This window comes from Actinocrispum wychmicini (assembly GCF_004345645.1).
GTDB lineage: Bacteria > Actinomycetota > Actinomycetes > Mycobacteriales > Pseudonocardiaceae > Kibdelosporangium > Kibdelosporangium wychmicini.
The window spans coordinates 444,136-461,094 of the sequence record NZ_SLWS01000003.1 but is presented as its reverse complement, the minus strand read 5'-3'; the positions used below and the strand labels follow the sequence as shown (position 1 = coordinate 461,094).

Annotated in this window: 1 protein-coding gene and 1 pseudogene; both read left to right on the top strand. The window is 70.7% G+C overall.

Annotated elements, in window-relative coordinates:
* Positions 1 to 16: 16 nt before the first annotated feature.
* A pseudogene (locus tag EV192_RS53820) lies at positions 17 to 5,185 on the top strand (SDR family NAD(P)-dependent oxidoreductase); the annotation flags it as partial.
* Complete coding sequence (locus tag EV192_RS55765; RefSeq protein ID WP_243726869.1) at positions 5,182 to 16,950, top strand: type I polyketide synthase; 11,769 nt, start codon at positions 5,182 to 5,184, stop codon at positions 16,948 to 16,950. The pseudogene EV192_RS53820 and the gene EV192_RS55765, both read left to right, overlap by 4 nt.
* The last annotated feature ends 9 nt before the right edge of the window (positions 16,951 to 16,959 follow it).

The following is a 16,959-nucleotide window of genomic DNA, read 5'->3' as shown; positions in this document are numbered from 1 at the left end:
GACCGCCCCGGACCGTGTGGTCGAGGCGCTGCGCGCGTCTCTGTTGGAGAACGAACGGCTGCGCCTGGAACACAGCCGGCTCGCCGAACGCGCGCGGGAACCGATCGCGATCATCTCGATGGCGTGCCGTTATCCAGGCGACGTGCGGTCACCGGAGGACCTGTGGCAGCTGGTCGCCGAGGGCAGAGACGCCATCACACCGTTCCCGGGCAACCGCGGCTGGCTGACGGAGTCGCTGTATGACCCGGATCCGGACAGCGCGGGCAAGAGCTACACCCGGCACGGCGGTTTCCTGCACGACGCGGAGATGTTCGACGCGGAGTTCTTCGGCATCAGCCCGCACGAGGCGCTGGCCGTCGACCCGCAGCAGCGGCTGCTGCTGGAGACCGCGTGGGAGGCGTTCGAACGCGCCGGTATCCGGCCAGATTCACTGCGCGGCAGCCGAACGGGCGTCTTCGCCGGTATAATGTATAACGACTACGCCGCCCGGTTCCACCGGAACGTGCCCGACGGTTTCGAGGGGTACATCGGCACCGGCAGTGCGCCCAGCATCGCGTCCGGCCGGTTGTCGTACACCTTCGGCTTGCAGGGCCCGGCGGTCACCGTCGACACGGCTTGTTCATCGTCCCTTGTGGCCGTTCACATGGCCGCACAGGCGCTGCGGGCCGGGGAATGTGACCTCGCGTTGGCCGGCGGGGTCACGGTGATGGCCACGCCGATGGCGTTCGTCGAGTTCAGCCGGCAACGCGGGCTCGCGCCCGACGGCCGGTGCAAGTCGTTCGCCGCGTCGGCCGACGGTGTCGGCTGGAGCGAAGGCGCCGGGTTGCTGTTCCTGGAACGCCTGTCCGACGCACAGGCCAGCGGCCACCGGGTGCTCGCTCTGGTCACCGGGTCCGCGGTCAACCAGGACGGCACCAGCAGCCGGCTGACCGCGCCGAACGGGCCGTCCCAGCAACGGGTCATCCGGGAGGCGTTGCGGGTGGCCGCGTTGGCGCCTACCGATGTCGACGCGGTCGAGGCGCACGGCACCGGCACCCCGCTCGGTGACCCGATCGAACTGCAGGCGCTCATGGCCACCTACGGCCGTGAACGGGACGTGCCGCTGTGGCTCGGTTCGGTCAAGTCCAACATCGGCCACACGCAGGCCGCGGCCGGGGTCGCGGGAGTGATCAAGATGGTCCAGGCCATGCGGCACGGCCAACTGCCCCGGACACTGCACGCGGCCGAGCGAACGACCCAGGCCGACTGGACGGACTCGGTCGCGCTGCTGACCGAGCCGGTGCCGTGGCCGGACACCGGCCGGCCACGCCGGGTCGGCGTGTCGTCCTTCGGGATCAGCGGCACCAACGCCCACCTCATCCTGGAGCAAGCCCCACCCGCCGAACAGTCCATATCGGATACTGTATGCACTATTCCGTGGCTACTGTCCGCCAAGACGGCCGAAGCCCTGCGCGCCCAGGCCGCCCGCCTGCGTGATCATGTCGCGCGGGAGGACCTGCGGCCGGGCGAGGTCGCCCGCGCGTTGACCACCACCCGGGCGCATCACCGGAACCGTGCCGCGATCATCGCCGACGACCGCGCCACGTTCCTTCACGAACTCGACGCGTTGGCCCGCGGTGAGCTCACCGGGAACGCGATGCTCGGCACGGTCCCGGTCGGCGGGCGGACCGCGTTCCTGTTCACCGGACAGGGCAGCCAGCGACCGGGGATGGGCCAGGGCCTGTACGACGCGTTCCCGGTGTTCGCCGAGGCATTCGACGAGATCTGCGCCAGTCTCGACCAGTACCTGGACCGGCCGCTGCGCGCGGTCATGTTCGAGGGCGAGTTGGTGCACCAGACCCAGTACACCCAGCCCGCGCTGTTCGCCCTGGAGACCGCGCTCTACCGGCTGGTCGAGTCCTGGGGCGTCGTCCCCGACTACCTCGCCGGCCACTCGATCGGCGAACTCACCGCCGCGCACGTCGCCGGGGTCTTCGACCTGCCCGACGCCAGCCTGCTCGTCACCACCCGCGCCCGGCTGATGCAACAGCTGCCGGTCCGGGGTGCGATGGCCGCGATCCAGGCCACCGAGTCGGAAATCCGGCCGCTGCTCAACCCCGACACGGTCGCCATCGCCGCCCTCAACGGACCTCAGTCCACTGTGGTCTCCGGCGACACCGGCGCGGTGGCCGAGGTCGTCGCGCACTTCCAGGCCGCCGGCCGCAAAACGAAGAATCTCAAGGTCAGCCACGCGTTCCACTCGCCGCACATGGCCGGTCTGCTCGACGAGTTCGCCCGCACGGCCGAAAAACTGACCTACCGGCCGCCGACGATCCCGATCGTCGCCAACCTCACCGGCCGGATCGCCGAACCCGACCACATCGCCACCCCGGACTACTGGACGGGGCACATCCGTGAAGCCGTGCGCTTCCACGACACCATCCGCACGCTCTCCGCGCACGGTGTCACCACGTATCTCGAACTCGGACCGGACGGCGTCCTCACCGCGATGGCCGACGAAACCCTGCCCGACGCGACGCTGATCCCGTCGATCCGCGCGAACGTGCCGGAGCCGGACGGTGTTCTGACCGCTGTCGCGCACGCCCATGTCAGTGGCGTGACGGTCGACTGGCCGGCGGTCATGGCCGCTGTGTCCAGTTCGGACGGTCCGGCGGCGGAGCTGCCCACGTACGCATTCCAGCACCGGCCGTACTGGCTCGACCTCCCGGCCGCGGCGGGTGACGTGACGTCCGCCGGGCTCGCTCCAGCCGGGCATCCGCTGCTCTCCGCCGCCGTCGACCTGCCCGACGGGACGGTGTTCACCGGCATACTGTCGACCGAAACGCACCCATGGCTCGCGGACCACCAGGTACTGGACCGTGTCGTGGTCCCGGCCAGCGTGTTCGTCGAGCTCGCCCTGCATGCCGCCGACCATTTGGGATACAACGGGTTCCGCGACCTCACCCTGGACGAGCCACTATCGCTCACCGAACCGGTGTGGCTACGGGTTACCGCCGGACCGTCGCTGAAGATATACAGTAGACAACGCGTTGGCGAGTGGACGTGCCACGCCACCGCGACCCTCGTGCCGCAGGACGGCCCGACCCCGGCCGGCGCCTGGTCCACGGCCGGGGCGACCCCGATCGACGTGGACGAGCTGTACGCGCGCCTGTTCCAGGCGGGTTTCAGCCACGGCCCCGCGTTCCAGGGCGTCCGGGCGGCCTGGCAGGACGGCACGTCCATCCTCGTCGAGGCGGACTTGCCAGAGGATCTGACCGCGGCGGGTTTCCACGTCCACCCGGCGTTGCTCGACGCGGTCCTGCACCCCGCACTGGACACGCTCCGGCTCCCGGTCGCCATCACCCGACTTTCCTCCTACGCCGCAACCGGTTCCACGGTCCGCGCCCGGCTGACGGTCGCCGACCACGAGGTCGCGGTGACACTGACCGACGAGCAGGACACGCCCGTCGCCGAGCTCACCGTCGTGCTCCAGGCCGCGAACGGGTTCACCCAGGATGCGCTCTTCGGCCTGGCGTGGACACGGATTCCGGAACCGTCCAGTGAGGCACCGCCGGATGTCGTGGTCGTGCGGCCCGGCCACTCGGGCGGCGATCCGGTCAGCGACACCCACGCGGCTACTCGCGAAGTGCTGACGCTGGTCAAGGACTGGCTGGCCGACCCGCGACACGACTCGTCCACACTGGCCATCGTCACCGAAGGCGCGGTCCCGCCCGGCGAGGTCCGCGACCTGGCGGGGGCCGCGGTCTGGGGCCTGGTCCGCTCGGCGCAGACCGAACATCCCGGTCGGTTCGTCCTCGTGGACTTGGACGACCCTGCCGCGTTGCCCCGGGCACTGGCAACTGGCGAGCTGCAAGTCGCGGTACGCGACGGGAACTTGTTCGTGCCTCGGCTGGAGCGAGTCCGGCCCCAGGGCGCCATTCCGGAGTTCGCGGACGGCACTGTCCTGATCACCGGCGGCACGGGCGCTCTCGGCACGCTCCTCGCCAGGCACCTTGTCGACGTGCACGGCGTGCAGCGTCTGCTGCTCGCCAGCCGCCGCGGCGCCGACTCCCCTGGCGTGGCCGAACTCCGTGACCTCGGTGTGGACGTCACAGTCGCCGCCTGCGACACCAGCGACCCTGTGGCCCTGGCCGAACTGCTGGACGGCATCCCCGCCGAACACCCGTTGACAGCGGTCTTCCACGCCGCCGGTGTGCTCGACGACGGCACGATCGAATCGCTGACCCCGGACCGGCTCGACCCGGTGCTGCGTCCGAAAGTCGACGCCGCCTGGCACCTGCACCGGCTCACCCGGGACCTTTCGGCGTTCGTCCTGTTCTCCTCGGCGGCCGGCACACTCGGCAACGCGGGCCAGGCGAACTACGCGGCGGCCAACGCCTTCCTCGACGGGCTCGCCGAGCAGCGCCGGGCCGCCGGCCTGCCGGCGATCTCCCTGGCCTGGGGGCCGTGGGCGTCGGACAGCAAGATGACCGCAGATCTCGACTTGGCCGGCGGTGTCCGGGCCTTCACGTCCGAAGAGGGCCTGGCGCTGCTGGACGCGGCTCTGGCCACGGACCGAGCCGCCGTGGCGCCGATCGGTCTGGACCTGGCCGTGTTGCGCACTGAACCCGAGTGTCCGTCAGTGCTGCGCGGCCTGGTCCGGATGCCCGCCCGGCGATCCGGCGACGCGGGATCGTCGCTGGCACAACGGCTGGCGGGACTCAGCGAGGCCGACCGTGAGGTCGCGTTGTTGGACCTGGTGCGTACGCAGATCGCCGGTGTCCTCGGGCATACCCAGCCGGTTCCCGCGCACAGCGCGTTCCAGGACCTTGGTTTCGACTCGCTCGCCGCGGTGCGCCTGCGTAACCGGCTCAGTTCGGTGACCGGACTGACTCTGCCGTCGACGTTGGTGTTCGACCATCCGACCCCGGCCGCGCTGGCGACCTACATGGTGGCCCAACTGGTCGCCGGTCCACCCGACGAGACGGCGGCGGTGCTCGCCGGGATCGATGCCCTGGACGCCGCGGTCCTGGCGATCGACGACAACGGCCGCGCGCGGGTCGCGCAGCGGCTGCAAGCCCTGCTGTGGAAGGTGCACGACACACAGCCGGACCCCGGTGACGGTCTGGACACGGTCACCGACGACGAACTGTTCGACGTACTCGACAACGAGCTCGGTATCCCCAGGATCGGTGACACGTCATGAACCCAGCCGAGAACACGCCCGTCACCGACGAGGCGAAGCTGCGCGACTACCTCAAGCGGGCCACGACCGACCTGCGCCGGACGCGTCGCCTGCTCAAGGAGACCGAGGACCGGGCGCACGAGCCGATCGCGATCGTGTCGATGAGCTGCCGGTTCCCCGGTGGCGCGGACACCCCGGAGCAGCTGTGGCAGCTGCTGGCCGACGGCCGGGACGCGGTGACCGGCTTCCCGGCCGACCGCGGCTGGGACGTGGACGCCCTGTACGACCCCGACCCTGAGGCGCCCGGTCGAACGTATACCCGGGAAGGTGGCTTCCTGCAGAATGTCGACCGGTTCGACGCCGGGTTCTTCGGCATCAGCCCGCGTGAGGCACTGGCGATGGACCCGCAGCAGCGCCTGTTGCTGGAGAGCACATGGGAGGCATTCGAGCGGGCCGGGATCCGGCCGGGGTCGTTGCGCGGCAGCCAGACCGGTGTGTTCGTCGGCACGAACGGCCAGGACTACACCCGGAGCCTGCTGGCGGACATCGACCGGGTGGAGGGCTACCTGGCGACCGGGACGTCGGCCAGCGCGATGTCCGGTCGGGTCGCGTACACGTTCGGCCTGGAGGGGCCGGCGGTCACTGTGGACACCGCGTGCTCGGCTTCGTTGGTGGCGATCCATTTGGCCGCGCAGGCGTTGCGTAACGGGGAGTGCGACCGGGCGGTGGCCGGCGGTGTCACAGTCATGGCGACACCCGGTGGTTTCACGGAGTTCAGCCGGCAGCGGGGGCTCGCGCCCGACGGCCGGTGCAAGGCTTTCGCGGCGGCCGCCGACGGCACGGGTTGGGGCGAGGGTATCGGCCTGGTCGTCCTGCGTCGGCTGTCGGACGCACAGGCCAACGGCGAACACGTGCTCGCGGTGATCCGTGGTACGGCGGTGAACCAGGACGGCGCGTCGAACGGGTTGACCGCGCCGAACGGCCCGTCCCAGCAACGTGTCATCGAGCAGGCCCTCGCCGCCGCCCGGCTCACACCGTCCGATGTGGATGCTGTCGAGGCGCACGGCACCGGCACCACCCTCGGCGACCCGATCGAGGCGCAGGCGCTGATCGCGACGTACGGCCAGAACCGGCCTTCGGACCGTCCACTGTGGCTCGGCTCGATCAAGTCCAACATCGGGCACACGCAGGCCGCCGCGGGGGTGGCCGGCGTGATCAAGATGGTCCTCGGGATGCGGCAGGGCATCCTGCCGCAGAGCCTGCACATCGACTCGCCGACCCCGCACATCGACTGGTCGTCCAGTGGGGTTTCCCTGCTCACCAAGGCGACGCCGTGGCCGGACACCGGCCAGCCGCGCCGCGCGGGCGTGTCGTCCTTCGGGGTCAGCGGCACCAACGCGCACATCATCCTGGAGTCCGCGCCCGCTCACGACCCGCTTTCAGAGGAGGACGCGGGCACTCCGCTGCTGTCGACGGGCACGCTCCCGTGGCTGCTGTCCGCGCGCAGCGAATCGGCGCTGCGGGCGCAGGCAGAGCGGCTGATCGGCCTGGCGGGTGACCTTGCCGGCGTCGGCCACGCGCTGGTCACCCAGCGTGATCATCACGTTCGGCGGGCAGCGGTGATCGCGAACACCAAAGAGGACATGCTGGCCGGGCTCCGGGCGTTGGCGGACGGCGTGGACGCGGCGAACGTCGTCCGCGGCCACGGTGACACGGCCAAGGTCGTGTTCGTGTTCCCCGGCCAGGGCTCGCAGTGGGTCGAGATGGCCCGTGGCCTGCTGGACAGCTCCGCAGTATTCCGTATGCACCTGCACGCCTGCGCTGACGCGCTCTTCCCATACACCGGCTGGTCGCTCATCGATGTCCTGCGCGGCACGCCGGGCGCACCGTCGATGGACCGCGTTGACGTCGTACAACCCGCGTTGTTCGCGATGATGGTGTCGCTCGCCCGCGTTTGGCAGGCAAGCGGTATACAACCCGACGCGGTGATCGGCCATTCCCAGGGCGAGAACGCCGCCGCGCACATCGCCGGCGCCTTGTCGCTCGACGACGCGGCCAAGATCGTGGCGTTGCGCAGCCAGGCGATCATCCAGCTGGCCGGCACCGGCGGCATGGCGTCCGTGCCGTTGCCCGCCGCCACAGTGGACACTCTGCTTCAGGACTGGGAACGGCTGCACATCGCCGGCGTCAACGGGCCGCGTTCGACGGTCGTCGCCGGTGACCCGGACGACCTGCGCCGGCTGGTCACGTCCTGCCAGGACGACGGCGTCCAGGCCCGGCTCATCCCTGTGGACTACGCATCGCATACACCATACATGGAGACAATCCGCACACAACTCGAAGGCATGCTGCAAGGAATCACCCCTCGTGCCGCCGAGGTTCCCTTCTATTCCACCGTGACCGCGGGCCCGATCGACACCACGGGTCTCGATGCGGCGTACTGGTACCGGAATCTGCGCAGCACTGTCCGCTTCGAGGAGACCGTCCGCGCCCTGCTGGCGGATGGTCACACCCTGTTCCTGGAGGCCAGCCCGCATCCCGTGCTGACCGTGCCGATCGAGGAGATCATCGAGGACACGGGCGGGGACGCGACGGTGTCCGGCACGCTCCGCCGCGACGATGGCGGCCCTTCCCGCCTGCTCACCTCGCTGGTCCGTGCGCACGTGCACGGCGCCGCACCGCGCTGGGCAGACCTCTTGCCCAGGCAGGCCCATGGGCCGGTCTCCCTACCTACGTACGCGTTCGACGCGGACCGGTTCTGGCCGGACGGGACGGGATCCGCCGGTGATCTCAGCTCGGCCGGTCTGTCCTCCGCCGACCACCCCCTGCTCGCCGCCCGTACCTCACTCGCCAGCGGCGCCGGCCACCTTTTCGCGGGCCGCCTTTCGTTGCGTACCCACCCGTGGCTGGCCGATCACGTCGTCGCGGGCACCGTACTCCTGCCGGGCACCGCGTTCGTGGAACTCGCCCTGCACGCCGCCCACCACACCGGCTGCGACCGGATCGAAGAACTCACTCTGCACGCACCACTTCCGTTGCCCCCACAGGGCGGCGTGCAGCTCCAGGTGGTCGTGGGCGCCGCGGAGGACGACGGTGAACGCCAGATCGAGGTGCACTCCCGTTCGTCGGACGACGACGAGTGGATCATGCACGCCACCGGTTTGCTTGCTGCCACGGAGGTTTCGGCACCCGCCGGCCCGTCGAGCTGGCCACCATCAGGGGCCACGCCGGTCGATGTAGCGGACGCGTACGCCCGCTTGGCCGAGGTCGGTCTCAACTACGGTCCGGCCTTCCGCGGTCTGCGCGCCGCCTGGCAACTCGGCGACGACGTGTACGCCGAGGTCGAACTCCCGGAGGGCGTGTCCGCCGACGGTTTCGGCGTGCACCCAGCCCTGCTCGACGCCGCGCTCCACACCGCCGCGCTCGCCGGGACAAGCTCCGAGCCTCAGCTGCCCTTCGCCTGGCAGGGCGTGTCCGTGCACGCGATCAACGCGTCGGCGGTCCGCGTCCACCTGACCACTCGCGGCGAGAACACCGTGTCCGTCTCGCTCACGGACGACTCCGGGGCACCAGTGTGCACTGTGGACGCCCTGACCGTCCGCCCGGTCACCGCCCCGCAGGCACCCGCGCGGCGGTTGTACCGGGTCGCTTGGCGCCCAGTGGACACCTCAACGGCGCTTGTTCCGTCCTATGTGTCACTCACGGACCTGGAGACGCTCCGGCAGGAAATCGACTTGGGCGCCGCAGTGCCGGACATCGTCCTGGCCCACCTGCCACCCGCAGACGCCATGGACGACGCGGCACGGGCGCACGATGTCACCCGCTGGACCCACGGACTCGTCCAGGACTGGCTGGCCGACGACCGGTTCGCGGCGGCCCGGCTGGTCCTGGTCACATCGGGGGCGATCGCCGCCCACGACTGGGAACACGTCCGCGATCCGGGCGCCGCCTGCGCCTGGGGCTTCCTGCGCGTGGCCCAACTGGAGCACCCGGACCGGTTCGCCATCGCCGACCTGGACGGCCTGGAAACCTCCGCAGCCCACCTACCCGCAGCCCTCGCCTGCGGCGAACCCCAACTCGCACTACGCGACGGCAACGCCTACGCCCCCCGCCTGACCCCAGCCGACACCGGACCCAGGCTGACCCCACCACTCGCGCAGTCACCCACGCTGGCCCCACCCACCCCGCAGCCATGCACGCTGAACCCACCAACACCCGGCCAAATCCCGCCCCCACCCACGCTGACCTCGCCGGCCGCCAGCTCGCGGTCGTGGGCCCCACCAACGCTCGGCCCGACCCCGCCCACAGCCATGCCGACCCCGCCGGTATCCGGCCAAGCCCCGCCCCCGCCCGCCCTGGCCCCGCCAGCGCCCAGGCCAACCGCGCCGCTCCTCGCCTCGACCCCATCGACACCCGGGCCCATCTCGCCCTCACCCGGGCTGGCGTTGCCAGCCGGTCCGGCGTGGCGGCTGGACGTCACGGAGCCGGGCACGGTCGAGAACCTCGCCCTCATGCCGTGCCCAGAGCACGACCGCGAGCTGGCGGCCGGCGAGGTGCGGGTGGCGGTGCGTGCGGCGGGGGTCAACTTCCGGGACGTTCTCATCACGCTCGGGCTGTACCCCGGTGGCGGCGTCATCGGGGGCGAGGCCGCGGGGGTGGTGCTCGACGTCGGGGCCGGGGTCACGGACCTCGGGCCGGGGGACGCCGTGATGGGCATCTTCCCGGGGGGCGCGATGGGGCCGGTGTCGGTCAGTGACCGGCGGTTGTTGACCAGGGTGCCCGATGGGTGGTCGTTCGCCGAGGCGGCCGCCGCGCCGATCGTCTTCCTCACCGCATACTACGCACTGCATGACCTGGCCGCACTTCGGCCGGGGCAGCGGCTGCTCGTGCACGCCGCGACCGGCGGGGTCGGCATGGCGGCGACTCAGCTGGCCCGGCATTACGGCGCCGAGGTCTTCGGCACTGCCAGCCCGGCGAAGTGGAGCACGCTCCGCGAGGCAGGATTCGACGACGCGCACACCGCTAACACGCGAACGCTCGAATTCGAGTCTTGGTTCCTTACCGTCACGGACGGCGAGGGATTTGACGTCGTGCTCGACTCGCTCGCCGGCGAGTTCGTTGACGCATCGCTGCGGCTGCTCCCCCGGGGCGGCAAGTTCCTGGAGATGGGCAAGACCGACGTCCGGGACGCGAACGACGTCGCCGCAAGGCATCCCGGGGTTGACTACCGCGCGTTCGAGATGTTCGAGTCCGGTCCCGATCATATCGGGGAGATGCTGACCGCGCTGACGAAACTGTTCGACGCGGGCGTGCTGCGGCCGTTGCCGGTGACCGCTTACGACGTGAAGCTTGCCAAACAGGCGTTCCGTCTGGTAAGTCGGGCTCGCCACACCGGCAAGGTGGTCCTCACGGTGCCCCGCGCCCTCGCGGCGGACGGCACGGTGTTGGTCACCGGCGGCACGGGCACGCTCGGCGGGCTGGTGGCGCGCCGGCTGGTCACCGACCACGGAGTGAGGCGCCTGGTCCTGGTCAGCAGGCGCGGCGCCGACGGAGCCGACGAACTGCTGGCCGAGTTGACCGGGCTGGGCGCCGACGTCACCATCGAAGCGGCCGACATCGGCAACCGGGATGCGCTCGCCAGGGTTCTCGCGGCTGTGCCCGCCGAACATCCGCTCACCGCGATCGTCCACACCGCCGGCATCACCGACGACGCCGCCATCACCAGCCTCACGCCGGAGCGGCTCGACCCTGTGCTGCGGCCCAAGGCCGACGCCGTGCGGCACCTCCACGACCTCACCCAGGACATGGACCTGGCCGCGTTTGTCCTCTTCTCCTCGGTCGCGGGCACGCTCGGCAACCCCGGCCAGGCGAACTACGCCGCCGCCAACGCGTTCCTGGACGCCTTCGCCACGCGGCTGCGGACCGACGGCGCGCCGGTTGTGTCGCTCGCGTGGGGCCTCTGGGAGGAGGCCAGCGGTATCACGAGGAAACTGTTCGAGGCCAAGGAGAACCGGGTCAGCCGGAGTGTCCTCGAACCACTGTCGACAACGGACGGACTGGCGCTGTTCGACAGCGCGCTCACTGACGGGCGTCCGGACCTGGTGCCGGTCGGTCTCAACGTCTCGGCGTTGCGAGCGGCGGCGGACGCCGACACTGTTCCGCCGATGTTGAGGGAGTTCGTCCGCCGTGGCCGCCGCCGTGCGGGCACCCGGACGAACCGGCCGTCGTCACTTCAGCGTGAACTGGCCGCGCTGACCGAGGCTGATCAGAAGACTCTGCTGGTGGACCTTGTTCGGACGAACATCGCCACTGTGCTGGGGCTGCCGACGCCGGAGGCGATCGACGCGACGCGCGCGTTCCGCGAACTCGGCTTCGATTCGTTGACCGCGGTGGAACTGCGCAACCGGCTGAACGCTGTGACCGGACTGCGGCTGCCCGCCACGGTCGTATTCGACCACCCCACTGCCACGGCGCTGGCTGAAAACCTGCGCGAACTCCTTGGCGGGACAAGAGCCGCGGCCGCGAAGGTCACAGCCGAAGGCACAGCGGGCGACGACCCGATCGTGATCGTCGGCATGGCCTGCCGGTTCCCCGGCGGGGTACGCACTCCCGAACAGCTGTGGGAGCTCACGGACGGCGGCGGCGACGCGATCGGTGAGTTCCCGACCGACCGCGGCTGGGACCTCGACGGCCTGTTCGACCCCGACCCGGACCACGCCGGCACGTCCTATGTGGACAAAGGTGGGTTCCTGGCCGAGGCAGCGTTGTTCGACGCGGAGTTCTTCGGGATGAGCCCGCGGGAGGCGGTCGCGACCGACCCGCAGCAGCGGGTGCTGCTGGAGACCGCGTGGGAGGCGCTGGAACGGGCCGGGATCCCGGCGCCGAGCCTGCGCGGCAGCCGCACGGGTGTGTTCGTCGGCATGGCGTCGCACGCGTACCCCGGCGGCGGGTCCAAGCTGTCCGGCGCGGTCGAGGGGTACCTGCTGACCGGCGCGACGAGCAGTGTCGCATCTGGACGGATTGCCTACACTTTCGGCTTCGAGGGGCCGGCGATCACGCTCGACACCGCGTGTTCGTCGTCACTGGTCTCGTTGCACCTGGCCAGCCAGGCGCTCCGCAACGGTGAATGCGATCTTGCGCTCGCCGGCGGGGTGACGGTTCTGGCTTCCCCCAACGTGTTCGTCGGCTTCAGCCGGCAGCGGGGGTTGGCGCCCGACGGCCGGTGCAAACCGTTCGCGGCGGCGGCCGACGGCACCGGTTTCTCCGAAGGTGTCGGGCTGCTCGTGGTCGAACGGCTGTCGGACGCGAAGGCGCGCGGGCACAAAGTGCTCGCGATCGTCCGCGGTTCCGCGATCAACCAGGACGGCGCCAGCAACGGCCTCACCGCGCCCAACGGCCCGGCCCAGCAACGGGTGATCCGTCAGGCGTTGGCGAATGCCGGGCTCAATCCGTCCGATGTGGACGCGGTCGAAGCGCACGGCACCGGCACCACCCTCGGCGACCCGATCGAAGCCCAGGCCCTGATCGCCACATACGGCCAGGACCGGCCCGAGGACCGGCCACTGTGGCTCGGCTCGATCAAGTCCAACATCGGCCACACCCAGCAGGCGGCCGGGGTGGCCGGGGTGATCAAGATGGTCGCGGCGCTCCGGCACGGCCGGCTGCCGAAGACCCTGCACACCGACCAGCCCACACCGCACGTCGACTGGTCCGCCGGCGCGGTGTCGGTGCTGACCGAGTCCACGCCGTTCCCGGACACCGGCCGGGCGCGCCGAGCGGGCATCTCCTCGTTCGGCATCAGCGGCACCAACGCACATGTGATCCTCGAACAGTCCGACGAGAACACTGCGGACGAACCAGGAGACACCACGGCGCCACTTCTGTGGCCGGTCTCCGCGAAGTCCGCGGATGCCCTGCGTGCACACGCGACCCGGTTGCTCGCCCACGTCCAGAACAGCGCGGTCGAGCCGGGCGACATCGCCGTCGAGCTGGCCACGGCACGGTCGGTGTTCGAACAGCGGGCGGTCATCGTCGGCGAGGACCGCGCCGAACTGCGCGCCGGCCTCGCCGCGCTCGCCGACGGCGAGCCGCACCCGGCGGTGATCCACGGTGTGGCACCAGGAACGCCCGGCAAGTCCGTCTTCGTCTTCCCCGGCCAGGGTTCGCAGTGGGCGGGCATGGCCGTCGACCTGCTCGACTCGTCGCCGGTGTTCGGCGAGCACCTGCGGGCCTGCGCGGACGCCATCGCCCGGTACACCGGTTGGTCACTGCTCGACGTGCTGCGCGGCGAACCCGGCGCACCTGATCCGGACCGGCTCGACGTCGTTCAGCCCGCGCTGTTCGCCGTGATGACGTCCCTGGCCGAGTTGTGGAAGTCGGTCGGCGTCGTACCGAACGCCGTCCTCGGCCACTCGCAGGGCGAGATCGCAGCCGCTTACGTCGCCGGCGCGCTGTCGCTGGACGACGCCGCCCGAGTCGTGACCCTGCGCAGCAAAGCCCTGACCGCGCTCGCGGGCTCCGGCACGATGTCGTCCATTCCCTTGCCAGCCGACGAAGTTACGCGGCGGTTGAGCGGGGACCTGCACATCGCGTCGATCAACGGGCCGGACAGCACGGTCGTCGCGGGTGACGACCGTGAGGTGCGGGACTTCGTGGACGCCTGCCAGGGCGAGGGCATCCGTGCGCGGCTCATCCCGGTCGACTACGCGTCGCATACCCCGCATGTCGAGTCACTGCACGAAGAACTGCTGGACGTCCTCGGGCCGATCACTCCGCGCTCGTCGACAGTGCCGTTCTTCTCCACCGTCACCGGCGGCCTGCTCGACACCGTCGGCCTGGATGCCGAGTACTGGTACCGCAACCTGCGGCACACCGTACAGTTCGCGGCCACCACGCAAGCGCTGCTGGACGCCGGGCACCGGTTGTTCGTCGAGACAAGCCCGCATCCGGTGCTGACCGTGAGCGTCCAGCAGACCATCGAGACGGCCGAGGTCACCGGCGCGGTCGCGTTCGGCACCCTGCGCCGTGACCAGGACGGGCCACGGGAGTTCGCGGCCGCGATCGCCCGCGCTCACGTGCACGGCGCCGGGATCGACTGGCCCGCGGTGCTGCCCGCGCGGTCCGGCAGGGCCGACCTGCCGACGTATCCCTTCCAGCACCAGCACTACTGGCTGGCGCCGGTCGCGGACACCGGCGACGTCAGGGCGGCCGGGCTGGCGGGCACCGGCCACCCGCTGGCCGGGGTGATGGTCTCGATCGCCGGCGACGACCGGATGGTGCTGACCGGCCGATTGTCTACACGAACCCATCCGTGGCTGGCCGACCACAGCGTGCACGACGTCGTTCTGTTGCCGGGCACGGCGTTCGTCGAGCTGGCGTTGCACGCGGCCCACTACCTGGGCTGCGACCGAGTCGACAACCTCACCTTGCTGGCGCCTTTGGTCCTGCCGGAGCAGGGCGGGGTTCAGCTCCAGGTCGTCGTCGGTCCCCTGGGCGAGGACGGTGACCGGCCGTTCACCGTACACTCCCGTCAAGACGATACTGAAGACTGGATACTGCATACGACCGGCCATCTGTCCGGTATGGCACCAGCCCGGCCGTCCTGGTCGGCGGAGTGGCCGCCACCCGGGGCCGAACAGGCTGACGTGGCAACGCTTTACGACCGGTTGACCGCGATCGGCCTCGCGTACGGCCCGGTGTTCCAAGGGCTGCAGGCCGCCTGGCGGCTGGGTGACGACGTCTACGCCGAGGTGAACCTGCCGGAAGACGTCGACATCAGTGGCTTCGGTATCCATCCGGCACTGCTGGACGCCGCCCTGCAGGCATTGTCGGCACAGCAGTCCGAGCCGTCCGACGACGTCATGCTGCCGTTCTCGTGGTCAGGGCTCTCGCTGCACCCGACCACGAGCCGAACGCTCCGAGCCCATCTCTCGCCGACCGTCGACGACGGGATCACGCTGGAACTGGCGGAACCGTCGGGACGACCGGTCGCGACGGTCGAGTCGTTGCGGCTGCGGCCGGTCAGCGTGGACCAGCTCGCCGCCGCCACCGGGCCCCGCCGGGACGCGGGACTCGAACTCGTATGGCAACCGACGCCAGACGGCGGCCAGAGCGTCGATCTGGCTGTGTTGGGCGAGGACTACGCCGACCTCGCCGCTCTGGGAGAAGCCCTCAGCCTGCCCGATGTGGTTGTGCTGCCGTGCCCACCAGCCGCGCGGGACTTGTTGGGTGTGTTGCAAGAGTGGGTGACCGACGACCGGTTCGCGTCGATGCGGCTGGCCGTGGTGACGAGCGGCGCGGTGGCGGTGGCCGGGGAGGACGTGCCGGATCTCGCCGGAGCCGCGGTCTGGGGTCTGGTGCGCAGCGCGCAGTCCGAGCACCCGGACCGATTCCTGCTGGTCGACCTCGTCGGCGATGGCCTGACCGCCGGACTCGCCGTCGGTGAGCCGCAGGTCGCGGTCCGGGACGGCAAGGTGTTCGTGCCCCGGCTGGTGAACCTCAAGGCGGACGGCGAGCCGGCGGCGTTCGATCCACAAGGGACAGTCCTGGTCACCGGCGGCACCGGCACGCTCGGCGGCCTGGTCGCCGAGCACCTCGTCACGAACTACGGCGCCCGCCGGCTTCTTCTGGTCAGCCGCGGCGGGCGAGCCGACGACCTGACCGACCGGCTCACCGCGCTCGGCGCCGAGGTGATCGTCCGACCCTGTGACGTCACCGACCGGAACGCCGTAGCGCAGTTGCTCACGGACATTCCCGTCGAGCACCCGCTGAACGTCGTCGTGCACGCGGCCGGAGCGCTGGACGACGCGACGATCTACGGCCTCACCCCGGAGCGGATCGACACGGTGATGGCGCCGAAAGCCGACGCCGCCTGGCTGCTGCACGATCTCACCCGGGACGTCAACCTGGACGCGTTCGTGCTGTTCTCGTCCGCCGCGGGCGTGTTCGGCACCCCGGGCCAAGGCAACTACGCCGCCGCCAACACGTTCGTCGACGCCCTGGCCCACCACCGGCACGCGACCGGCAAACCCGCCACCTCGCTCGCGTGGGGACTCTGGGCCGAGACGTCCACGCTCACCGCCGGGGTCACCCGCGCGGGTCTCGCCCCCATGGCGACTGAGCGAGCGCTTGCTCTGTTTGACATGGCGCTCGCGTCCGGCCGGCCGGCGCTCGTGCCAGCGGATCTTGACCTCAGGCAGCTGCGCAAGCTGAGTGTCGACGGCAGTGTCCCGCCGCTGTTCAGCCGTCTGGTGCGGACACCGGGCAAGCGGGTGGACACCTCGGGCCCGTCGCTCACCGAACGGTTCGCCGGCCTGAGCGAGGACGACCAGCGAGCGCTCGCGCTGGACGTGGTGCGCGGGCACATCGCGGTGGTGCTGGGGCACAGTTCGCCAGACGGCTTCGATCCGGACAAAGCGTTCCAGGAGCTCGGCTTCGACTCGCTCACCGCGGTCGAGCTGCGCAACCGCCTCGGTGCGGTAACCGGGCTGCGGCTGCCAGCCACTCTCGTGTTCGACCATCCGACCGCGAACGCGCTCGCCGAGTACCTGCTGACCGCGCTCGCCCCGCCCGTCGTCTCCCCCGCCGACCTCGTGCTGGCGGAGCTCGACCGGCTGGAGGCCGCGCTCGCCGCGCTGCCGCAGGAGGAAGCAGGCGAGCTGGTCGGGCGCAGGCTGCGGAAGCTCGCGCAGTACGGATCCGGTGTGGCGGAACAAATGGAGTCGGCGTCGGCCGATGAGGTGCTGGCGTTCATCGACCGGGAGCTACGGAGGGGCCAGGATGGCTGACCAGGAGAA

Excerpts from the sequence above, each read along its gene's own strand:
- EV192_RS55765 (WP_243726869.1), top strand. The coding sequence starts at position 5,182 with ATGAACCCAGCCGAGAACACGCCCGTCACCGACGAGGCGAAGCTGCGC.